Origin of the sequence: Streptomyces yokosukanensis, from assembly GCF_001514035.1 — a bacterium.
Classification (GTDB): Bacteria; Actinomycetota; Actinomycetes; order Streptomycetales; family Streptomycetaceae; genus Streptomyces; species Streptomyces yokosukanensis.
On the sequence record NZ_KQ948212.1, the window covers coordinates 460,463 to 481,843 of the forward strand.

The following is a 21,381-nucleotide window of genomic DNA, read 5'->3' on the forward strand; positions in this document are numbered from 1 at the left end:
ATGGCAGAGCAGAACCCCTGGCGGCCGTCCCGGCGCCGGTTGACCGATGCCTTGCTCGCCGCGCTCGCGCCCGTCGCCGCGTGCGGTCTCGCCCTCGGTGGGCTGAGCATGTGGACCGCCTACGGCAACGCGGGCAGCCCGGCCCGGATCGCGGTCACCGGGGGACGGGTCTTCCTGCCCTACGGCGGCGTGCCGGAGACGGCGGCCTTCTTCCGGATCAGCAACAGCGGGGGCTCGGCGGACCGGCTGGTGAAGGTGACGTCCGCCGAGGCCGGCGGTGCGACCACGATCAGCCGCCATCGCATGACCGACGGCCGCAGTGCGTATGGGCAGACGGTGGCGTCGGTCGACGTCCCGGCCGGTGGCAGCCTCGCGATGTCCCCGAGCAGCCTTGACGTGACGGTCCCGGCGACGGCGCACTGGCAGGCCGGCGATCTGGTCCCGTTCACCCTGCACTTCGAGAACAGTGGGGCGGTCCGGACTCTCGCGGTGGTGGTGCGTCCGGGGCAGGACGGCAACTGACCTCCACTCTCGGATCGGTTCCGATCGGTTCCGATCGGTTCCGCCGGGTGGTGGCATGGAAGGGGCCCTTCCGGAGCGCCACGGATCGAACGTGGTTGCGGAACTTCGGGAGGGTAGTCGCATGCCGGGGCCCTGGTCGGCTGTGCCGCGGGGCGGGTGAACACAAGAGTTCGCGAGCGCGGGAACTCCCTGGACCGTCGGCGCGACTACCAATTCGAGAGGCTGATCCGGGGCCGGGAAGCGGCAGGATGGGCCGTGCCCCCATCCGACACCACCGTGGTCCGTCGAGCCGACGGTGACGTGCCCCCAACTGCTCTCGGATCCAAGGAAATTCGCCCGGAACCCCGGGAACTCAACCCCACCGGCGCCCGACTACTAGTTCGACAGCGCAGCCCCACACCTGCCGACCACCGTGCGAGGCGGGCAGGGGCGCGGAACTTCGGGCGAAGGTGGTTCGGCACACGTGAGACGCAGACGTCTGTTGCAGTCCTCCGCGGCGGTGGCCGGTGCCGCCCACTCCGCCGTCCCGGCGCCGGCTCGCGGTCGCGGAGGTGAAGTGCTGCGCGTCCACATCGTCACCTTTGACGGTGTGGAAGAACTCGCCCCGGTGTCCGGGCGGAGACCGGCAAGGGGCGGCTGCCGTCTGCCGCGCGCGCGGCTCGTGAGGCGGGGGTGGGTGACGGTCCTCGGTGTCTGCACGGGAGTGACCGTATGGTCCGCCCGCCGGGCTGACCAAGGGCCGTACCTGCACCACGCACCACCTGGCCATGAGCTACCTCGCCGAACAGGGAGCCCGGGTCGAGGACCAGAGAGGTCGGCAGCGCTGCCGCCGACAAGGAGTCGGTCATGGAGTCCGAGCGCCGGGGGGACGGTGCTTCGGACGTCGGCCGCCTCCTCGTGACCCCGGCCGACCTCGTGACCCCGACCGGCGGAACACCACCGGTCGTTCAACTCCGGAGAGCCGTGTGACACCAGAGATAGAGAGTGCATTCGCCGCGATCAGGAGCGAGTTCGGTGCGGAATCGATCGCTCGGGTCGAGCAGATGCTGGAGCCGGGCGGGAGCGAACGGCATCCGTTGCAAAAAGCGGCGAAGTGGATCATGCCGGGACTCTCTTCCACTCCCTGGCACGATCCTTACGCCTATGCCGAACTGGCGCCCGTCGTCCATGCATTGGAGGTGCATCATCAAGCGATCAAGGAAGAGCTGAATTCGGCGTGGGCTCAGCGCCGGGAAGAATTCTCGGACTACGAGCACTATCTGACCCGTCAAGACAACTGGCAGGCCCTCCACCTCTTCCGTGACGGAGGTCTCGTCGAAGATTCGGCCGCCACGGCTCCCACCGCTTATCAGGTGGTGAAAGGCGTCGCCGTCGACACGGAGAGGATATGCCCGCTGCTGGAGTGTCACTTCTCCACCCTGTTGCCGGGAGCCGTGATCGAACCCCACTGCGACCTGTGGAACTTCAGTATCAACCTGCATCTCGCTGTGGACATCCCCGACGGGTGCAGCATCACGGTCGCCGGGGAGACGCGCACCTGGGAAGAAGGAAAGTGCCTGCTCTTCGACTACTCCTTCGAGCACGAGGCGCGCAACGCGGGCGACCGCCCGCGAACCTGCCTGCTCATCGACCTCTGGCATCCGGAGACCACCCTGCCGGAACGACAGGCACTGGTGGCCCTGATCACTGAGATTCGCAGACTGATGGGGGAGGGCTGAATCGGGTTAGAAATTCAGCCTGGAGAATCCCTGGATTTTCCTCACCCGGCAGTTTTCGACTGTCGGGTCAGAGTGCTGCCCCGATAATCCTGAACAGGTAATGCGCGCACAGAAGTTGGGCATTCCCAAGCCCGATCCGGGGTGCTACGGTGACTGAAAACGATCGACTGTTTGAATTTCCTTCCATGGAAATTCCGGATTCTGCTATTCCGAGGGGGGAGACGGATGATGTCCCTGCTTGTTCTGGCGTTGGGGCAGCTCGTCATCTCGCTCGACTACAACATCGTGTACGTCGCCCTGCCCGACATAGGCGCAGGGCTGGGATTCTCCGACCACGACCTGCAATGGGTCGTGAGCGCCTACGTAGTGGCCACCGGAGGCTTCCTGCTGCTGGGCGGCCGGGCCGCCGACCTGCTCGGCCGGCGCCGGATGTTCGTCCTCGCGTCGCTGCTGTACGCGGGGTCGTCGCTCGTGGGGGGCCTGTCCGGGTCACCAGGCGTCCTGGTCGCCGTCAGAGCGGTCCAAGGCATCGGCGGTTCCCTGCTCTTCCCGGCGACGCTGTCCCTGATCAACACGCTGCACGACGAAGGGCCCGCCCGGAACCGGGCCCTCGCGGTATGGGGTGCCGCCGGAGCCGGCGGGCTCTGTTTCGGGTCTCTGCTCGGCGGGGTCCTGGTGGAGGCGTTCGGCTGGCCGTCGGTGTTCTTCGTCAACGTGCCCGTGGCGGCGGCCCTCGCGGTGGCCGGGCGGCTGCTGTTCCCCGCCGACGGGCCGCGGGACCGCTCACGGCGCTTCGACGTGACGGGCGCGCTGACCGCGACGGGCGGCGTCACGCTCCTGGTGTTCCTGCTGGTCCAGGCTCCCGCAAAGGGATGGGGCACGCCCGCCGTCCTCATGAGCGCCGTGCTGGCCCTCGGGCTGCTCACGCTCTTCGCCGTCGTGGAGACGCGGTCCCGTGATCCCCTCGTACCGGCCAGGCTGTTCGCCCACCGCGGGCTGCTGGCGGCGATGGGGGTGACGGCTCTGTTCAGCGCGACCTTCAGCTCGGTGCCGTACTTCCTGACGCTGTACTTCCAGCGGGTCCACGGGTACAGCGCCGTCACGACCGGGTTCGCGTTCCTCGTGCCCGCCGTGGTGGTGGCCGTCGGCACGCAGGCCGGCGAACGGGCCGTATCCGCCTTCGGGGTGCGCCGCATGCTGGTGGGCGGCATGGTGCTGGGTGCCGCCGGGGCGGGGGCGCTCGGGCTGGCGCTCACCTCGGACGGTTCGTACGCCCGACTCCTGCCGGGGATCGTGCTGCTGGGGCTCGGGCAGGGCGCGGCGTGGACGGGGATGTGGATCGCCGCCGCGGCCGGTGTGGCGCCCGGTGATCAGGGCGTCGCCTCCGGCATGGCGTCGACCGCCCTCCAGGTGGGCGGTGCGGTGGGCCTCGCCGTGCTGGTCGCGGTCGCGGGCGGTGTCGGACAGGACGCCTCCGGCCCCGGGCTCCTCGACGGCATCCGTACCGCCGTGTTCGCGATAGCGGCCGGCATCGGGTGCGGTGCGCTCGCGCTCCTCGCTCGCACCAGAACCACAGGCCCCTAGATCCTCCAGATCCTCCCTTCTCGACTTCGCCTCTCACGTCCGGGCCGCCCGGTCCGTCCTCTGCCATGCCAGGAATACCAGGAATTTCAGGAGAAAACCCCATGTCCACTGCCGCTGCCGGTCCTTCGGCCCCTCCGGCCGCCGTCCTGTGCGGGCTGGCCGGATGGGTGCCCTCCCGAATGGTGACCAACGAGCACCTCGCCCGACGGCTCGACACCGACGACGCCTGGATCCGCACCCGGACCGGAATCCGCCGACGGTACGTCGTCGATCCCGGACAGGCCACCTCCGACCTGGCCGTCGAAGCCGGCCGCCGAGCCCTCGCTTCCGCCGGGACACACGCCGTGGACGCCGTCATCGTCGCCACGACGACCCCCGACCACACCTGCCCGGCGACCGCGCCCGCCGTCGCGGCACGGCTCGGTCTGACAGGCGCGGCGGCCTTTGACATCAGCGCCGTGTGCACCGGATTCGTCTACGGACTCGCCTCGGCCGCCGGGCTGATTGCAGCCGGAGTGGCCGAACGGGTCCTGCTGATCGGCGCGGACGCCTACTCCACGATCGTGGACCCGCTGGACCGGGCCAACGCGATCATCTTCGGAGACGGCGCCGGGGCGGTCGTCCTGCGCGCCGGGTGCCCCGACGAGCCGGGCGCGGTCGGCCACTTCGACCTGGGCAGCGACGGCGCCCACGAGGACCTGATCACGGTCGCGGCCGGCGGCTCCCGGCAGCGCTCCCGACCGGGTGAACCCAACCACGAGGACCGGCACTTCGCCATGCGGGGCAAGGAGGTCTACCGCCACGCGGTGACGCGCATGGCCGAGTCGGCACGCGCCACCCTGACCCGGGCCGGCCGGAAGACCGCTGACGTCGACCACTTCGTACCCCACCAGGCCAATCTGCGGATCCTGTACTCGGTGGCCGACGACCTCGGTCTGCCCCGCGAGCGCTGCGTGACCCATGTCGAATCCGTCGGCAACACGGGCGCCGCGTCCATCCCGCTCGCTCTGGCCGACGCCGCTGCCCGCCAGACACTCCGGCCCGGCGACCGGCTGCTTCTCACCGCCTTCGGAGGCGGCCTCACCTGGGGCTCATGCCTCCTGACCTGGCCCGCGCTGCGCGCACCCGCCCCACCCGACCGAGAAGAACGGATGACGTCATGAGCACCACAACCTACGAGCAACTCGTCATGATCCTCCGAAAGTTGCACGACGCCCCCGTGGACCGGATCCGTCCGGAGGCGACCCTCGGCGCACTGGACGTCGACTCGCTGACCACGGTCGAGATCAGCATCCGCATCGAACGCGACCTCGGCGTGGCGGTCGGCGACGACGAACTCCAGCCCGACCTCACTCTCGGCGACATCGTCGGACTCATCGACGCGCGCAAAGCGGCAGTCTGACCCCCCGCCTGCTCCTCCCAACGCTCCGAAAGGAAACGCCCATGCGGATCATCGAACAGCCCGGCAACGCACTCGGCGTGACGGTCGAGGGCTTCGACCACACCGCCGCCTCGGACGCCGACATCGACGCGCTCAAGAGCGCCGTCTACACGAAGAAGATCGCCGTCCTGAAGGGCCAGGACCTCTCTCCCCGACGCTTCCTCGAACTGGGCGAGCGGCTGGGCCGCCCCGAGACCTACTACGAGCCGATGTACCACCATCCTGAGGTACCGGAGATATTCGTCTCCTCCAACGTGCCGAAGAACGGAAAGCAGATCGGCGTACCCAGGACGGGAAAGTTCTGGCACGCCGACTACCAGTTCATGCCGGACCCCTTCGGTATCACGCTGATCTACCCCCAGGTCATTCCGGAGAAGAACCGCGGCACGTACTTCATCGACATGGGACGGGCGTACGGAAGACTGCCCGAGGACCTCAAGAAGGAAATCTGCGGAACCTACTGCCGACACTCCGTGCGCAAGTACTTCAAAATACGCCCCCACGACGTCTACCGGCCCATATCCGAGATCATCGAGGAGGTCGAGCGCAAGACCCCGGCAGTCCGCCAGCCGACCACCTTCACCCACCCCATGACCGGTGAGACGGTCCTCTACGTCAGTGAGGGCTTCACCGTCGGCATCGAGGACCAGGGCGGCAAGCCGCTCGACGAGGGCCTCCTGCGCCGCCTGTTCGAGGTCACCGGCCAGCTCGACGAGACCTTCGAGCACGACAACATCCATCTGCAGAGCTTCGAGCAGGGCGACCTGCTGGTCTGGGACAACCGCAGCCTCATCCACCGCGCCCGGCACACGACCACGCCCGAGCCGACCGTCTCGTACCGCGTCACCGTGCATGACGAGCGCAAGCTGCACGACGGGATCACGCCGCATGACGGGATCAAGGCGGCGTGACGGACGAAGCTCTGCTGGCGCAGGTGCTGACGCCGTACAAAGAACACTGCAAATACTTGCGTTCGGCCGTCGTCACGGAAAGAGACGGTCGCGCTTCTGCTCGCTGCGAGTTCGCGATCCCCGAGTCGTGCTACATCGACGACACCGGGCACCTGAATTCCGTCGAGGTGAATATCTGCTACAACCAGATGATGTACTACCTGGTGGCCAAGTCCGTGCAGGAAGGACTCGGTACGGGGTTCGAATCATGGACGCTCGACGACTTCTGGAAGCATCAGCTTCCGGACATCCTGATCGCGCGCTTCACATCGAATTTCCGACGGCCCGTCAACCCCCATGCATTCTCCGGGGAGATGGAATTCCGGACCGTCGCACGACGTGCCCCGGCCGGCGGCAGCCCGTTCCTGCACGCCGAGACCGCCTTCCGCTACTGGGACGCCGACTCGGGCCGCTGCGACGGCGAGGCGACCCTGGCGATCGTCAACATCCCCTGACCTGAGGCGAGAGATCCATGACCACGGACCGGCTCTACCACCCGGAGCTTCAGACGCTCGTCCGGACCACGAGCTTCCACGCGCGGCACCAGCCCGAGACTCCCGCGGTCCTGTGCGAGGGCCGTACTCTGACCTACGGGCAACTGCACCGTGAGAGCAACCGCGTCGCCCATGCGATCCAGGCCGCGGGACTCACACCGGGCGACCGGGTGGCGTACCTCGGCAAGGAGTCCGAGCACTACTACGAGGTTCTCTTCGGCTGCGCCAAGAGCGGCACCGTCCTTGTTCCGGTCAACTGGCGGCTGACCGCACCAGAGGTCAGCCACATCCTGCGCGACTCCGGTACCCGACTGCTCTTCCTGGAGGACGAGTTCGGGTCGGTCCTCGACAAGATGCCGGCCGAGCCGCCCGAAACGGTCGTCGGGCTGGGGGCCTCTTTCGCCGGGTCCTTCGCAGCCTGGAAGACCCCCCACCCCGACACCGACCCGGCGCCGGTGAACGTCACCCCGGACACGCCGGTCGCCCAGCTCTACACCAGCGGCACCACCGGACTGCCCAAGGGCGTCGTACTCGCCCACCGCAGCTTCTTCGCCATCCGTGACGCCCTGGCGAGCGAGGGGCTGGACTGGATCGACTGGCGGGCCGGCGACGTCGCGCTGATCGGCATTCCCGGGTTCCATGTCGGCGGCCTGTGGTGGGCCACGCAGAACTTCAACGCGGGCACCACGGTCGTCGCGATGCGCGCTTTCGCCGCCCGCCAGGCCGTCGACCTCATCCGCGACCTCGGCATCACCACCGCCTGCGTCGTGCCCGCCATGCTCCGCATGATGCTGACCGAACCCGGAGTCGGCGCCGAGGACTTCACCACCCTGCGCAAGACGGTCTACGGCGGCTCCCCGATCTCCGAGGCCCTGCTGGAACAGAGCCTCGCCGTCCTGGACTGCGAGTTCGCCCAGATCTACGGCCTCACCGAGACCGGCAACACCGCCGTCTGCCTGCCCCCGGCCGCCCATGTCCCCGGCGCACCGCTCATGCAGGCAGCGGGGCACCCCTATCCGGGCGTGCGCAGCAAGGTGATCGACGGCCAGGGGCGCGAACTGCCGCCGGGCGCGGTCGGCGAGGTGTGCCTCGCCACGCCCGCCCGCATGGTCGAGTACTGGGGACTGCCCGACAAGACCGCCGAAACCCTCGTCGACGGCTGGATCCACACCGGGGACGCCGGCTACATCGACGAGGACGGCTACATCTTCATCCGCGACCGCATCAAGGACGCCATCCTCGTCGCCGGCGAGAACGTCTACCCGGCCGAGATCGAGAACGTGCTGGAAGCCCATCACGGCGTCGCGGAGGCCGTCGTCGTCGGCGCCCCCGACGAGCGGTGGGGCGAGTACGTGCACGCCTTCGTCGTCCCCGCCCCCGGGCAGCAGCCCAGCCCCCGTGACCTGCACACCTTCCTCGTCCCACGGCTTGCGAGCTTCAAGCTGCCCGCCCGCTACGAGTTCATCGACAGCGTTCCGCGCAACCCCAGCGGCAAGATCCTGCGCCGCGAACTGCGCGACCGCTTCTGGGACGGCTCCGCCCGCAAGGTCAACTGACCTGCCGTCGAGGACGATTGAGAGAGAACGACATGCCTGCTCCCCTCACGCTGGAGGGCTTCCGCGCGGATCTGGCGGAGTTCCTGTACCAGCAGCCCGACGAAGTCGACCTGGAAGACAACCCCGTCTACGCGGGGCTGGACTCCCTGCGCATCGTCACCCTCATCGAACGGTGGCGGGAGAGCGGCGCGGACGTGACCTTCGTCGAACTCGCCGAGTGCACCTCGTTCGCCCAGTGGTGGCAGCTGCTCTCCGCACGGCGGGAGGCCACCACGTGAGCGCGCCGAACCCGCGCCGTCCGCTGCTGGCCGCACAGGAGGGCATCTGGACCGGCCAGCAGCTCGACCCGGACAGCCCCGCGTACAACACGGCCGAGTACGTGCACATCGACGGACCGGTGGACACCACCGTCTTCGACGCGGCCCTGCACCACGTCGTCGCGGAGACGGAGGCTCTCAACGTCGCCTTCGCCGCCGACGACCAGGGCCGCCCCTGGCAGACGGACGCCCCTGCCGGCGACTGGCACCTGCACACGGCGGACCTCACCGCCGGACCCGACCCGCACGCGGCGGCCCTGGCCTGGATGGACCAGGACATGGTCCGCCCCGTCGACCTCGCCCGCGATGCCGTCTTCGGCCACGCGCTGCTCCGCATCGCTGCGGACCAGTACATCTGGTACCACCGCGTCCACCACATCGCCCTCGACGGCTTCGGCCTGTCGCTGGTGGCCCGCCGGGTCGCCCAGGTCTATACCGCACTGATGGCGGGCGAGCCGGTGGAGGACAGCGGCTTCGGCACCCTGGCCGCGGTCCGGGAGGAGGAACGCGCCTACCGGGACTCGGCCCGCTTCACCAAGGACCGCGCCTACTGGACGGACCGGTTCGCGGACCGGCCGCCGGTCGCGACCCCCGCCGGCTGCACGTCACTGCCCGCACGCACCTTCCACCGGCGGGTGGCGGACCTCGACGCGGCGGAGACGGAGGCCCTGCGCGCCGCCGCCCGCGACCTCAAGGCCACCTGGTCCGAGGCGTTGCTGGCCGTCACCGTCGCCCACCTGCACCACCTGACCGGAGAACCGGAGATCGTCCTCAGTCTCCCGGCGATGGGACGCCTCGGCTCCGTCTCCCTGCGCGTCCCCTCCATGGTGCGCAACATCCTGCCCCTGCGCATCGCCGTCACCGCCTCGGACAGCCTCCGTGACCTCACGGCCCGTGTCTCGGCGGAACTGCGCGCCGGACTGCCGCACCAGCGCTACCGCTACGAGCAACTGCGGCGCGACCTCAAACTCGTCGGCGGACAGCGCCGGCTGTCCGGCCCCGGCGTCAACATCATGCCCTTCGAGTACGACCTGCGCTTCGCCGGACACCGCAGCACGGTCCACAACGTCTCCGCGGGCCCCGTCGACGACCTGTCCGTCAACGTCTACGACCGCTCCGAGGGAGCCGGACTGCGCATCGCGGTGGACGCCAACCCCGACCTCTACGACGAGGCCGACGTCACCGCGCTCCAGGACGGGCTGCTGTCCCTGCTCCGGGCGGCCGTCGCCGCCCCCGACCAGTCGCTCGGTGATCTCTCGGTACGCAGCTCCACCGTCACCGTTCTGGACGGGGGACCACTGCCTCGCCCCGCCCGACAGGTCCTCAGCCTGATCGCCGACCACGCCGCCCGGCGCGGCGGAGCCGTCGCCGTCGAGCACGACGGACGCCACATCACGTACGCGCAACTGTTCGGCGCGGCACGCGATCTCGCCCGCCGGCTGGCCGCCCGCCGCGTCGGCCGCGGCGACCTCGTGGCCGTCGCCCTGCCCCGCGGCATCGACGCGATCACCGCCATCCTCGGCGTCCTGCTCTCCGGCGCCGCCTACAGCCCGCTCGACCCGACGGCACCTCCAGTGCGCAGGGCGGAGCTGCTGGACAACGTCCGGCCCGCGCTCGTGCTGACGACCAGCGCCCACGCCGCCGACTGCACGGGCAGTGACGTACTGGCGCTCGACCAGTCGGAGTCCGGCCCAGGACAGCCCACTGCACCGGCGCCCGCACCGGACGACCTCGCCTACGTCCTCCACACCTCGGGCTCCACCGGACGCCCCAAGGGCGTCGAGATCGACCACCGCGCCCTCGCCCACTTCGTCACCGGCGCCACCCACCGCTACGGGCTCCAACAGCCGGACCGGGTACTCCAGTTCGCCCCCCTGCACTTCGACACCAGCGTGGAGGAAATCTTCCTCACGCTGTGCGCCGGAGCCACGCTCGTCATCCGCACCGACGACATGACCGACTCGGTCCCCGCCTTCCTGGACGCCTGCGCGCGCCTGCGGATCAGCTTCCTCGACCTTCCCACGGCGTACTGGCACGAGCTGGCCTACGCGGTCTCGACCGGCGCCGCCACGCTGCCCGCCGAGGTGCGTACCGTCGTGATCGGCGGCGAGGCAGCGCTCCCCGAGCGGGTCGACCGCTGGCGCGAGGCCGTCGGCACGTCGGTCCGGCTGCTGAACACCTACGGCCCGACCGAGGCGACGGTGGTCGCCACCGTCGCCGACCTCCACGACCCTTCCCTCGCCCCGGGGGACGTCCCCATCGGGCTCCCGCTCCCCGGGACCCGCGCCACGGTGGTCGACGGCGAACTCCACCTGCTGGGCGACAACCTGGCCGTCGGCTACCGGGGCGACCGGCTCCCGGACGCCACCCGCTTCTCCTCCCTCGCCGTACTGACCGGAGCGCCCCGCGCCTACCGCACCGGCGACCTGGTACGGATCGGCGACGAGGGACAGCTGCGCTACCTGGGCCGCTCGGACACCGAGTTCAAGATCAGCGGACATCGTGTGCATCCGGCCGAGGTCGAGAGCGCCCTCCTGGCGCACCCGGGAGTCCGGGACGCCGCCGTCGCGGGCCAGGTGCTGGACGACGGGACACGGCGACTTGCCGCGTACGTCGTTCCCGACGGGCCGCCCCCGTCCGTGACGGTGATCAGGGACCACCTCCGGGCGACATTGCCCGCGGCGATGGTCCCGTCGGCTGTCGAGTTCCTGGACCGCCTGCCCCGGACGAGCACGGGAAAGACCGACAGGAAGGCACTCGCAACCCCTGCACTCCGCGCACAACTCGCCTCGCTTGGAGCCGAGTTGGTGCACACCGTCGCCGCCGTCTGGCAACAGGTGCTCGGCGTGGCCACCGTCTCCGCACAGGACGACGTGTTCGACCTGGGAGCCCAGTCCCTCCAGGCCATCCAGGTCGCCAACCGCCTCGGCACCGAACTCCGCCGTGACGTGAAGGTCGCCTGGATCTTCCAGCACCCGACACCGGCCCAGCTGGCCGCGTACCTCGAAGAGGAGGCACTGCCGACCGCTTCCGGTCTTCCGGCGTCTTTGCCCGCCGACTCGGTCCTCGACCCGGACATTCGTCCTGGCGGCGGCTCCCGCACGGATCGCGCACCGCACCGGATCCTGCTCACCGGTGCCACCGGCTTCGTCGGCGTACACCTGCTCGCCGAACTCCTCACGACCACCGGCGCGGAGGTCGTCTGCCCGGTCCGCGCCCCGAGCCCCGCCGGCGCCACCGCCCGCGTCCACCAGGCTCTCGACGCCCACCTGATCAGCCTCCCGGACGCGGCACGCACCCGCATCACGGCGGTCCCGGCCGACCTCGCCCGCCCCCGCCTCGGCCTGGACGAGGAGCTGTTCTCCGAACTCGCGCGAACCTGCGGAGCGATCTTCCACAACGGCGCGACCGTCAGCATCATGCGCGAGTACGCCACCCTCCGCGCCGCCAACACCGAGTCCACCAGGACTCTGCTGCGCATGGCGGCCGTGCACTCGACCCCGCTGCACTTCGTCTCGACGCTCTCCGTGGCCCCACCGCTCACCCTCAGCCCGGAAGTCCCGGAGGGGTTCCTTCCGCCCCATCCCGGACTGCGCCACGGCTACCAGCAGTCCAAGTGGGCCGCCGAGCGCCTGCTGGAACAGGCCGCCGAGCGGGGCCTGCCGGTCACCGTGCACCGGCTCGGCCGGATTGTCGGGCCTGCCGCCACGGGGTACGTGAACGAGCGGGACTTCCTGTGGAGCGTGCTGCGCGCGGGCATCCCCGAGGGCATCGTCCCCGACCTGTTCGAGGAGGAGATCTGGACACCGGTCGACCACGTCGCACGAGCCCTCGTCCACCTCTGCCTCGGACAGCGCAGGCCGGGCGCCGCCGTGTTCAACCACGCGGCCGCCGCCCCGGTCCGGCTGCGCGATGTCTACGACTGGCTGGAGGAGTACGGCTACCCACTGCGCCGCCTGCCGCTGCCCCAGTGGCGCGCCGCACTACCGCGCTCCTCCGAGGCCGCGCAGAGCATGCTCGCCTTCTTCGAAGCGACGGACGCCACGGACCCGACGGGGGTGACGTCCGACGACGCGACCGGACCCGACCTGCGCCTGGGGCGCATCCGCGCCGAGAACGTCGTAGGCGGCCTGCACGGCAGCGACATCACCTGCCCGCCCGTCGACCGCGACCTCGTCTTCCGCTACCTCGACCACTGCGTCACCACCGGAACGCTGCCCGCTCCAGCCGGAAAGCGCGGTCATCACCCGTCTCGCTCGAAGTAGTGGGGAACCTCCGGGAACTCACGTGCTCCGCCCCCCGACTACTGCAACAGAACCCGTCATCTCCCGACCACCCCTCAGCAAGGAGCCAGCATGTCGAAGAAACGGCCGGCCGCCGTCGCCCTGGCCGGCGCCCTCTGTCTGGTCACCGCGGCATGCGGCTCTTCGACCGACAAGGCCGGCGGCACCGGCGGCGACGCGTCCGCAGCGGCGGCGAAGTCCGGCTACCCGGTGACCCTCGACAACTGCGGAGTTTCCGAGAAGTTCGCCAAGGAGCCCGGCCGGGTCGTCGTCATGAACGGCGCCTCCGTCGCCGAGGTCTCCACGCTGCTCTCCCTCGGCCTCGGCGACCGCATCGTCGCCAACCAGCAGCACTACGGCATGTCCGAGGTCCCCGGCCGCGTCGACGCCATCAAGAAGCTGCCCACCGGCAACGTCAAGCAGAACGACGCCTACGACATCCCGCGCGAGGCGATGATCGGGCTGCGCCCGGACCTGGTGCTGTCCACGACGTCGTACGGCTTCGACGAGAAGAACGGCTTCGCCACCCGCGACCAGCTCAAGCAGGTCGGCGCCAACACCTACGTCTCGCCGCAGGGCTGCACCCAGGACACGTCGAGGATGACCGTCGCCGACAGCTACCAGCTGCTGCGCGACATGGGGAAGATCTTCGACAGGAGTGCCCAGGCCGAGAAGGTCGTCGCCGCCTCCCAGAAGCACATCGCCGACGTCCTTGCCAAGGTCAAGGGCGAGAAGCAGCCCAAGGTCATGGTGCTCTTCTCCAACATGGCCATGGGCGGCAACGACTTCAGCTCGGTCGTCGCCAAGGGCATCTACAACGACATCCTCACCAAGGCCGGCGGCAGCAACGCCTTCGCGAACGCCTCCAAGACCTCCTTCGCCGACCTGAGCAAGGAGAAGGTGGCCGCCACCGACGTCGACGCCCTCGTCGTCATCGGCTACAACGACCCGAACCCGGCTGCCTACGCCAGGAAACTGCTGAAGGAGTTCCCCCAGTGGCCGGCCGCGAAGAACAACACGTACGTGACGCTGTCCGACTCGATATACCTCGGCCCCAGCAACGACCTGGCCGTCGAGAAGATCGCGAAGATGCTGCACCCGGACAAGTTCTGAGCCCGCTCCTGCGCCGTCTGGGACTGCCGCTCGCGGTCGCCGGCCTGCTGGCCGTCCTCGTCGCGGTGATGGTGGTGGCGGTGAGCATCGGTGCCGTCGACATCCCTGTCGGTGACGTGTGGGGCGTTCTCCTGCATCATGTCACCGGCCGGGGCGCTGCCGGTGATCCGGCGCTGGACCAGATCGTGTGGACGTTCCGAACGCCCCGCGTCGCCCTGGCCGCCGTGGTCGGCGCGGGCCTGGCGGTGGCCGGGGCGGTGCTCCAGACCCTGGTGTCCAACCCGCTCGCCGACCCCGTCGTCCTCGGCTTCTCCTACGGTGCCTCGCTGGGCGCCGTCCTGGTCATCACCCTCGGCGGCGTCGCGCTCGGCGGGCTGGGCGGCATCGGAGTCTCGGGCGCGGCCTTCGTCGGCGCCCTGGCGGCCGGTGCCCTGGTCTTCGCGCTCGGGCAGCGGCGGGGCCGGCTGGCCCCGACCCGGCTGGTCCTGGCCGGAGTCGCCGTCGGCTACGTCCTGCTGTCCGTCACCAGCTTCGTCCAGCTGCTGGCGACCCCGACCGAGCTGCGCACGGTCATGTTCTGGATGCTGGGCAGCGTCGCCGGGGCCCAGTGGAGCCAGCTGCCCGGCGTCACGGTGGTGGTCCTGGCGAGCACGGTGCTGCTGACCCTGTTCGGGCGGCGGCTCAACGCCCTGCTGGCCGGCGACGAGTCCGCCACCGCGCTCGGCGTGGACGTCAACCGGCTGCGCGCCGTCCTGCTGGTGATCAGCGCGCTGCTCACCGGAACGGTCATCGCCGTCGCCGGCGGCATCGGCTTCGTCGGCCTGATGATCCCCCACCTGGTCCGGCTCACCATCGGCGCCGACCACCGCAGACTCCTGCCACTCACCGCCCTGCTCGGCGCCATCTACCTGGTGGTCGTCGACCTGCTCTCCCGCACCCTCAGCCGCCCCGACGAACTGCCGCTGGGCATCCTCACCGCCCTGCTCGGCGCCCCCTTCTTCCTGTGGCTGCTGCGCCGCAACAAGGGCCTGGACACCGTATGAAGCCGCTGAAGCCACGACGAGGGCCGGACACCGTATGAAACTGACCGTGGACCAGCTCCACATCACCCTGGACCGCAAGCCGATCCTCCGCGATGTGCACCTGGAGGCAGCCAAGGGAGACATCGTCGGACTCGTGGGCCCCAACGGCAGCGGAAAATCCACCCTGCTCCGCACGGTCTACCGCTCGCTGCGTCCGGCCACCGGAGTGGTCACGGTGGGCGACGACGACGTGTGGGAACTCTCCGCCCGCACCGCCGCCCGCCGCACCGCGGCCGTCCTCCAGGACGCCGGTACGACGACGGGGCTCACGGTGACCGAGATCGTGGCCCTGGGCCGTACGCCCCACCACGGCCTGCTGGGCCGCGACGGCGCCGAGGACCGGGAGGCCGTGGCCGAGGCGGTGGCCCGCTGCGGCGTCGGCCCCTTCGCGGACCGCGACTACGCCACCCTCTCCGGCGGCGAACGCCAGCGCGTCCTACTGGCCCGCGCCCTCGCGCAGCGCCCCCAGCTCCTGGTGCTGGACGAACTGACCAACCACCTCGACATCCGCGCCCGGTTCGAGCTCCTGGACCTGATCCGCAGCACGGGCATCACCACACTGGCGGTCCTGCACGACCTCGACCTCGCGGCACGGCTCTGCGACCATCTTGTCGTCCTCCACGAAGGTGAGGTGGTGGCGGCGGGACCTGTCCTGGACGTCCTGACCCCGGACCTCCTCCGTGACGTCTTCGGCGTACGGGGCAGCACGGAACGCCATGCCGACGGCGTCGTCCGCATCACCTACGCCGCCCAGCCGCTCGCCCACGACAGGGAGCCGGAACCCGTGGACCAGTGAGGCGGGGTCAAAGGCCGCGTGGCGCGTACTGGATACCGGCCCGAGTCAGCTCGCGCGCCTCGGCGTCGCCGAACCGCTGCACCAAATGCAGCGCCATGTCGATCCCGGCCGACACCCCGGCCGAGGTGACGACGTCACCGTCGTCGACGTACCGCTCCCCGGCGAGTACGTCGATCGAGCCGTCGATCTTCGCGAGCTTCTCCAGATAGTCCCGGTGGGTGACTGCCGATGCAGTTCCCGCAGCCAGGCAAGGTGCTGCTCGTCCTTCACCAGGGCGCGGGTGCCGTCACCTCCTGGATGGACGAGCAGATCCAGCGGCGGTGCCGTGGTCGGTTCGTGGTCGGCGACGAGGCCGAGCCCCTTGGCACAGCGCACCACACCCGCTCTGGTCCCCAGCGTCAGGTGTCGTCCATGGGCGTGCCGTGGCTTGTTCCTGGCATCTGTGCACCTCGTCGCTGCCGGTGCGCCGGACCGTCCGGTGACCCCCGGCACCTCGGATACCTCTTCGTGGTCTTGGCCTGCCTGAGTGTGCGCGCACGGTGAACGGGGACAAGCCGATATCCGTACCCACCGGTGATCACGAAAGTGCGGATGCAAAAATGAGGCCGCTATGTCTCCAGGGTGGTGTTCTCGCACAATACGGGCCGCGGTGTTCGCGGCCTGCTGCGTGCTGCTCGCTGCCCTGGGTCACGTCATGATGTCGGGAACCGCGGTGCCCTGGTGGGCCATGACCGCGGGCCTGGTGGTGACCGGCGGCGCGGCCTGGCCGCTGACCGACCGGGAGCGCGGACCGTTCCTCGTGGTCTCCATCGCGGTGGCCGCGCAGACGGTGCTCCACTCCTCGTTCGCGCTCGCCCAGGCGGTAGTGCATCCACAGCCGTCCGCCGACGGGTCGCTCGTCCGGCAGTGGCTCGGCTACCTCCTGTGCGCTCCGCCGTCAGCATCGGGCGCGGAGCATGGCGCCATGCCCATGCCCATGCCCATGCCCATGCCCATGGGCTCCATGGACATGGGCATGGGATCCACGCACTCCTTGGGTTCTACGCACGACACGGCGTCGATGGGCTCGATGGCCCACGTGGGGACAGCCGGTTCCATGAGCCACGACATGGGCGGCATGTCCTCGACCGGCATGCTCGCCGCCCACCTCCTGGCCGCGCTCCTGTGCGGCCTGTGGCTCGCCCACGGCGAACGCGCAGCCTTCCGCATCCTGCGGGCCCTGGCCGGCTGGCTCGTCGCGCCCTTGGGCCTGCTGCTCAGCCCGCCCGCGCCACCACACCGGCCGCGCATCCGTGCACGCCGAGCGGGCTCGGACCGGGCCCCACGCCGCCTCCTTCTCACCCACGCGATCACCTCTCGGGGGCCGCCCACGGGGTTCGCTGTCGCCTGACGGCAGCCGGTTCCCCGAGGCATTTCAGGCAGCCGTCGCGCCGTCGGCTTCCCGCCTCGGGCATCAGCCGCGCACGCACGTGCCCGGCCCGCACCCCATCACCGGTCCCGCCGGGAGCGCCCGCAGTGCTGTCGCGCGCACCGGCCCGGAGACCGGATTCCTGATCCCGAGAAGGACAGACACAGGTGATCACTCCTGCCCTGCCGCCATCACGTGAGCCATCGCGGACGAACTCGACGGAAGAGTCGATTACCGCCTGGGCGCTCGCCGCCCGCGGCGGCGACCCCGATGCCGTCGACCTGTTCGTTCGGGCCCTGCACCGGGATGTCCGCCATTACGTGACCTACCTCGGCGCCGATCCTCAGAGCGCCGACGACCTGACCCAGGACACCTTTCTGCGGGCCCTGGGCAGCCTGCAGCGGTTCGAAGGCCGCTCCTCGGCCCGCACCTGGCTGTTCTCCATCGCCCGCCATGCGGTGATCGACAGCATCCGCTACCGCTCGTGCCGCCCCCGCCTGTCGGACACCGACGACTGGGAGTCGGCCGCTGAGCACACCCAACCGTGCGACCTGCCCGGCTTCGAGGAGGGCATCGCCCTCGCGGAACTGGTGGGCGCACTCCCTGACGACCGCCGCGAGGCGTTCGTCCTCACCCAGCTGCTGGGGCTCCCGTATGCGGAAGCGGCCCACGCCAGCGACTGCCCGATCGGCACGGTGCGCTCCCGGGTCGCCCGCGCCCGTACCTCGCTGATCGAGTGGCTGGACGAGGCCGAGCGCGGCGCGCCGTTGGCCGTCGCGGCCTGACGGGCCGTAACACGGAGGGCCCGGATCGCGGTGATCCGGGCCCTCTTGTGCAATCGTCCGCGTCCCCGGCACGTGACGCGCTCCTGCGGTTTCTACGCCGCCGGGTCAGAAGCCGGAGTTGCCCGGGCCCCGGTTGACCGTGTAACCGCCGGGGTTGTTGAGGGCGGCGGAGGTCGTGCCGCTGACGGTGGTGTTGCTGACCGTCATGCTGCCGGTGACGTCGCTGATGTCGAAGCCGAAGGTGCCGGCGCCGCTGATGGTGTCGTGGTCGAGGGTCAGATTGCTGATCTGGTGGGCGTAGCTGAGCAGGACGGCCTGGTAGGAGCTGTCCTTGATGGTGTTGCCGGTGACGTTCACCGGTTGGGTGATGTCGCCCTTGGCGTCGGCGAAGATCCACAGGGCGCCGATGTCGGAGTTCCAGTTGTCGTTGTGTGAGCCGGCACGGATCAGCAGGTTGTCGCGGACCGTGGTGGGGCCGGAGAAGTTCTGGCCGAAGGCGGTGCTGACGTTGATGCCGGACCCGAAGGCGACGGTGTCGCTGACCGCGTTGTTCTCCACGGTGTTGTCGCCGCCGCCGTAGACCCCGATGCCGCCCGCCTGGACCGGCGACTGCACCGTGTTGTGCGAGACCGTGCAGTGGGTGACGTCGCCGTTCTCGGTGTCCAGGGCGATGTTGTCGTCACCGGTGTTGCGGACGTTGGACTGCTCGACCCGGGTACCGGAGGAGCCACCGTGTACGTGGATGCCGTCGGCGAATATGTCGCGGGCCCGTACGCCGGAGACGTCGAGTCCGGTGCCGGGCACTGCCCACAGGCCGACCTTGGCATGCTCCATCCACACGTTGAGGACCAGCGAGCCGGAGGTGAACGTGCCCTCGATGGCGGGCGCGCCCTGGTCGTTGTTGCGGAAGGTGTGGTCGCCGAAGACCGACAGGTCGGCTATCTGGTTGCGGCCGCCGGTCGGGTACAGGCCGCCGTTGCCGTTCTCGGCGGTGGACTGGAGGGTGGTGTACCACGGTCCCGCGCCGCGCAGCGAGACATCGCTGAGGTTGACTCGGCCGGAGATGGTGTAGGTGCCGGCGGGCAGCCACAGGCCCTGGCCGGTGCCGGACAGTTGGCTGAGCGCGCCGTTCAGCGCGTCGGTGACGTCACCGCCGCCGGGGTTGATGCCGTAGGTTGCGGCCGAGACGTATCCGGACGGCATGGCGTAGGCCGCGTCCACCAGTTCGGTGTCGATCGTGTCGATCGTGAAGGTGCCGCCGGCGGTGGCGTCCTTCTGCAGTTTCAGGACCGTGCCGGCCGGCCAGGTGGCGGGGTTCTTGTAGCGCACGTCGTCGTAGAAGTGGTGGCCGGTACCGTTGGCGGGGTTGTTGGTGTCGTGGTAGCCGTCGCCGTACAGCCAGGAGTACTTGTTGGTCAGGGTCAGGTCGGTGACCTTGGTGCTGTCGGCGTAGAGGGCGAGCGGTGCGGTGGTGGGCGATCCGTCGGAGGTGTCGGGGATCGAGTAGCGCACCACCACGGAGTTGGCCGGCTCGGCGAGCGTGATCTGGACGTACTTCCCGGTGTCGGTGAGCTGGACGGCGCTGCGTCCCGTGGCCTCCGAACTCAGCGACGGGTACGCGCGGCTGACCGGCAGCACACTGCCGTTGGTGGTGGCGTCCGCGGCGCGGTACTCGGTGTACGGCAGGGTCGCGCCCTGGGTGGCGAGCGCGGTGCCGCCGTCGACCGACACACCGTCCACGGCGACGTCGCCGGTGTCCCCGGCGTCGTGCTGGAGGCCGATCAAATTGAGCCCGGAGCGCAGCGTCACGGTCGTGGAGACCGTCCGCCAGCCGCTGCCCGCGGGCAGGCTGAGCTGGGAGTTCTTGATGCCGTTGAGGTAGAGCGAGAGCGTCTGCGCGGAGCCGGTGGAGTTGGCGTACGCGACGGAGACGGCGTAGCTGCCGGCCGAGGGCACGGCGGTGTCGATCTGAGTCTGCGCGCCCTGGGCGGTGAAGCCGGTCAGATAGCCGCTGCCTGCGTAGCCGGAGATCGAGGTGCCGACCGAGGGGCCGCCGGTGAAGAACGCGGTCGCCGCGTCGTACGCCTGGCCGTCGCCCGAGGGCGGGGTCGTCGTGGTGGAGCCGACGGTGATGTTGTCCAGATTGACGTTGCCGTTGTCGGCCGTGTCGAAGCGGTACGCGACGGTGTTGGCGCCGGACTTCAGCGTCAGGTTCTCGGTGACGGAGCCCCAGGAGTTCCAGTCGGCGGTCGCGGGCAGCGAAGTGGTGACCGCCTTCGCGCCGTTGACGTAGACGGACAGTGTGCGGGTGGAGCCCGTGCCGTTGGCGTAGCGCAGAGCGACGGGCGTGCTGCCGGCGTTCGCGGCGGTCACCGAGAAGGTGGTCGTGGCAGTGCCCTTGTTCGCGTCGGTGTAGCCGCCGACGAAGCCGCTGCCGGTGAAGCCGGTGTGGTCGGCGGCGACGGCCGCGCCGCCGGACAGGGCAGCGGACTCGGCCTCGTACTGGCCGTCGGGCGGGGCCGGGGTGGCCGCGAGGGTGATGTTGTCGAGATTGACGTTGCCGCTGTCGGCGCTGTCGAAGCGGTACGCGACGGTGTCGCTTCCTGCGGTCAGCGTGACGGGAGTGGCGAAGGTGCCCCAGGTGTTCCAGTCGGTGGTCGCGGGCAGCGAGATCTGGGTGACCTTGGTGCCGTTGACGTAGACCGAGAGGGTCTGCGGGGCGGTGGTGCCGTTGGCGTAGCGCAGTGTGGAGACATAGCCGCCGGCGTTCGCGGCGGTCACCGAGAAGGTGGTCGTGGCAGTGCCCTTGTTCGCGTCGGTGTAGCCGCCGACGAAGCCGCTGCCGGTGAAGCCGGTGTGGTCGGCGGCGACGGCCGCGCCGCCGGACAAGGCGGCCGACTCGGCTTCGTAGACGGTGCCCGCGGTGGACGCCGAGGCGCGCAGGGCGGTCCCGCTGACGAGGGCGACCAGCATGGCGAGCAGCGCGACGACCGCGGTGGGCGCTGATCTGGGCAGACGTGTGCCCCGGGATGATTCGGGCATGGGCGGGCTCCGCAGGAGAAGTGGGGTGCTTGAGCGACCGGCACCGTAGCCGCGCGTTCACCCTCCTGCAATGGATTCAGGCGATCGGGCGCATCGGACGCCGAGAGGCATGGAATCCGGATGCTCGCCCCGACGATGGCACTGAGCTGCACCGACACCCCCGCGCCGGGAATTGAACGGCAGCCGGCGCCGAATGAGGTGAAGCTTTTTCGTCCGTTTCTTGCTCGGAATTCCGGGGCCCGGAGCCGCTCGCCTGCCCCCTACTACTCGCTGCGGGAGACAGCCGGAGA

The 21,381-nt window shown here is 69.9% G+C and carries 15 protein-coding genes and 1 pseudogene; 15 read left to right on the plus strand and 1 reads right to left on the minus strand.

Features of this window, described 5'->3' with window-relative positions:
- From AQI95_RS19725 to AQI95_RS19795, 15 genes and pseudogenes are all read left to right on the plus strand, one after another.
- On the plus strand, nt 1-522 hold the full coding sequence (locus AQI95_RS19725; protein WP_067124852.1) for a copper chaperone PCu(A)C: 522 nt from the start codon (nt 1-3) through the stop codon (nt 520-522).
- 965 nt (nt 523-1,487) lie between these two features.
- The gene (locus tag AQI95_RS19730; protein WP_067124855.1) at nt 1,488-2,240 is read left to right on the plus strand and encodes an aspartyl/asparaginyl beta-hydroxylase domain-containing protein; all 753 of its coding nucleotides are present in this window, start codon (nt 1,488-1,490) and stop codon (nt 2,238-2,240) included.
- A 228-nt stretch (nt 2,241-2,468) separates the two neighbouring features.
- Nucleotides 2,469-3,824 carry an MFS transporter gene (locus AQI95_RS19735; protein ID WP_067125109.1) on the plus strand — a complete coding sequence of 452 codons (1,356 nt, stop codon included), beginning with the start codon at nt 2,469-2,471 and terminating at the stop codon, nt 3,822-3,824.
- Between the two features lie 101 nt (nt 3,825-3,925).
- Nucleotides 3,926-4,957 (plus strand): annotated as a pseudogene (locus AQI95_RS19740) (beta-ketoacyl-ACP synthase III); the annotation flags it as partial.
- A 26-nt stretch (nt 4,958-4,983) separates the two neighbouring features.
- Complete coding sequence (locus tag AQI95_RS19745; protein ID WP_067124861.1) at nt 4,984-5,226, plus strand: acyl carrier protein; 243 nt, start codon at nt 4,984-4,986, stop codon at nt 5,224-5,226.
- Nucleotides 5,227-5,267: 41 nt separating this feature from the next.
- Nucleotides 5,268-6,176, plus strand: a complete 909-nt coding sequence (gene scoE, locus AQI95_RS19750; protein ID WP_067124864.1) for a (3R)-3-[(carboxymethyl)amino]fatty acid oxygenase/decarboxylase — start codon at nt 5,268-5,270, stop codon at nt 6,174-6,176.
- A complete protein-coding gene (scoD, locus tag AQI95_RS19755) occupies nt 6,173-6,670 on the plus strand; it encodes a (2E)-enoyl-ACP glycyltransferase (protein WP_067124866.1) in 498 nt (165 codons plus the stop codon). The genes scoE and scoD overlap by 4 nt, the downstream gene beginning before the upstream one ends.
- A 17-nt stretch (nt 6,671-6,687) precedes the next feature.
- Nucleotides 6,688-8,265, plus strand: a complete 1,578-nt coding sequence (locus AQI95_RS19760) for a fatty acid--CoA ligase (protein ID WP_067124869.1) — start codon at nt 6,688-6,690, stop codon at nt 8,263-8,265.
- Between the two features lie 32 nt (nt 8,266-8,297).
- Nucleotides 8,298-8,543 carry a phosphopantetheine-binding protein gene (locus AQI95_RS19765; protein ID WP_067124872.1) on the plus strand — a complete coding sequence of 82 codons (246 nt, stop codon included), beginning with the start codon at nt 8,298-8,300 and terminating at the stop codon, nt 8,541-8,543.
- Nucleotides 8,540-12,847, plus strand: a complete 4,308-nt coding sequence (locus AQI95_RS19770; protein ID WP_067124873.1) for a non-ribosomal peptide synthetase — start codon at nt 8,540-8,542, stop codon at nt 12,845-12,847. Before AQI95_RS19765 ends, AQI95_RS19770 begins: the two co-directional genes overlap by 4 nt.
- Nucleotides 12,848-12,937: 90 nt before the next feature.
- Complete coding sequence (locus AQI95_RS19775; protein ID WP_067124876.1) at nt 12,938-13,978, plus strand: ABC transporter substrate-binding protein; 1,041 nt, start codon at nt 12,938-12,940, stop codon at nt 13,976-13,978.
- 68 nt (nt 13,979-14,046) lie between these two features.
- Nucleotides 14,047-15,021, plus strand: coding sequence for a FecCD family ABC transporter permease (locus AQI95_RS19780; RefSeq protein ID WP_067124879.1), 975 nt, complete (start codon nt 14,047-14,049; stop codon nt 15,019-15,021).
- Nucleotides 15,022-15,055: 34 nt separating this feature from the next.
- Nucleotides 15,056-15,856 carry an ABC transporter ATP-binding protein gene (locus AQI95_RS19785; RefSeq protein WP_067124881.1) on the plus strand — a complete coding sequence of 267 codons (801 nt, stop codon included), beginning with the start codon at nt 15,056-15,058 and terminating at the stop codon, nt 15,854-15,856.
- A 610-nt stretch (nt 15,857-16,466) separates the two neighbouring features.
- On the plus strand, nt 16,467-17,246 hold the full coding sequence (locus AQI95_RS46530; protein ID WP_067124885.1) for a hypothetical protein: 780 nt from the start codon (nt 16,467-16,469) through the stop codon (nt 17,244-17,246).
- Between the two features lie 185 nt (nt 17,247-17,431).
- Nucleotides 17,432-18,049 (plus strand): sigma-70 family RNA polymerase sigma factor, encoded by a 618-nt coding sequence (locus AQI95_RS19795; RefSeq protein ID WP_067124887.1) that lies wholly within the window; start codon nt 17,432-17,434, stop codon nt 18,047-18,049.
- 105 nt (nt 18,050-18,154) lie between these two features.
- Here the strand turns inward: AQI95_RS19795 and AQI95_RS19800 are convergent, their stop codons facing one another.
- Nucleotides 18,155-21,091: a CBM35 domain-containing protein gene (locus tag AQI95_RS19800; protein WP_067124889.1), complete on the minus strand. Its 2,937-nt coding sequence runs from the start codon at nt 21,089-21,091 to the stop codon at nt 18,155-18,157.
- Nucleotides 21,092-21,381 lie beyond the last annotated feature (290 nt).

Excerpts from the sequence above, each read along its gene's own strand:
- AQI95_RS19725 (WP_067124852.1), top strand. The coding sequence starts at position 1 with ATGGCAGAGCAGAACCCCTGGCGGCCGTCCCGGCGCCGGTTGACCGAT.
- AQI95_RS19735 (WP_067125109.1), top strand. The coding sequence starts at position 2,469 with ATGTCCCTGCTTGTTCTGGCGTTGGGGCAGCTCGTCATCTCGCTCGAC.
- AQI95_RS19745 (WP_067124861.1), top strand. The coding sequence starts at position 4,984 with ATGAGCACCACAACCTACGAGCAACTCGTCATGATCCTCCGAAAGTTG.
- scoE (WP_067124864.1), top strand. The coding sequence starts at position 5,268 with ATGCGGATCATCGAACAGCCCGGCAACGCACTCGGCGTGACGGTCGAG.
- AQI95_RS19760 (WP_067124869.1), top strand. The coding sequence starts at position 6,688 with ATGACCACGGACCGGCTCTACCACCCGGAGCTTCAGACGCTCGTCCGG.
- AQI95_RS19765 (WP_067124872.1), top strand. The coding sequence starts at position 8,298 with ATGCCTGCTCCCCTCACGCTGGAGGGCTTCCGCGCGGATCTGGCGGAG.
- AQI95_RS19775 (WP_067124876.1), top strand. The coding sequence starts at position 12,938 with ATGTCGAAGAAACGGCCGGCCGCCGTCGCCCTGGCCGGCGCCCTCTGT.
- AQI95_RS19780 (WP_067124879.1), top strand. The coding sequence starts at position 14,047 with ATGGTGGTGGCGGTGAGCATCGGTGCCGTCGACATCCCTGTCGGTGAC.
- AQI95_RS19785 (WP_067124881.1), top strand. The coding sequence starts at position 15,056 with ATGAAACTGACCGTGGACCAGCTCCACATCACCCTGGACCGCAAGCCG.
- AQI95_RS46530 (WP_067124885.1), top strand. The coding sequence starts at position 16,467 with ATGTCTCCAGGGTGGTGTTCTCGCACAATACGGGCCGCGGTGTTCGCG.
- AQI95_RS19800 (WP_067124889.1), bottom strand. The coding sequence starts at position 21,091 with ATGCCCGAATCATCCCGGGGCACACGTCTGCCCAGATCAGCGCCCACC.